The 546-nt window shown below is 63.9% G+C and carries 1 protein-coding gene; it reads left to right on the top strand.

From position 1 onward, the window contains the following. A partial coding sequence (locus tag MD273_RS18790) for a 2-dehydro-3-deoxygalactonokinase (RefSeq protein WP_239039288.1) occupies positions 1-546 on the top strand: 546 nt, incomplete at both ends.

Below are 546 nucleotides of genomic sequence, written 5' to 3'. Positions count from 1 at the left end.
GATACCCACAGCCTCGCTTCGAAGGCCGTCAGCATCAAGGCGCCATTGGGTGTGGAGATACTGATCGCACCGGGACTGAGCTACGATCCCGAAAATGGCTGCCCCGACGTGATGCGCGGCGAAGAAATCCAGATTGCCGGTGCGCTTGGCGAGGACGTCAGCGATGGTGCCGAACGTCTGATCGTTCTGCCCGGCACCCATTCCAAGTGGGTCGAGGTCAGGGGCGGCACTATCAAGGCCTTTCACAGCTACATGACCGGCGAGCTTTTCAGTGCGCTGAGGCGCGCCACCATCCTCGGCCGGCTGATGCCGGAGGACCGGAAGCCGGCCGCAGATGTCGCCGCTGCCGCCTTTGCCAAGGGCATTGAGCTTGCGCTTGAAAGCGGCCCCGGCGATCTCGCTCACCAGATCTTTTCCGCACGCACGATGGGCCTGTTCGGCCGCATGGAGCATGCGGCGCTCGCCGACTATCTCTCCGGGATCGTCATTGGTCATGAGCTCGTCTCGGCGCGCAACCGCTTTGGCGGGCGCATGCGGGCGGACATG

The sequence above is a fragment of the Marinobacter sp. C7 genome (genome assembly GCF_022343555.1).
Lineage (GTDB): Bacteria > Pseudomonadota > Gammaproteobacteria > Pseudomonadales > Oleiphilaceae > Marinobacter.
Note: the sequence above shows the minus strand (reverse complement) of the source record. Positions and strands in the feature narration are given on the sequence as shown.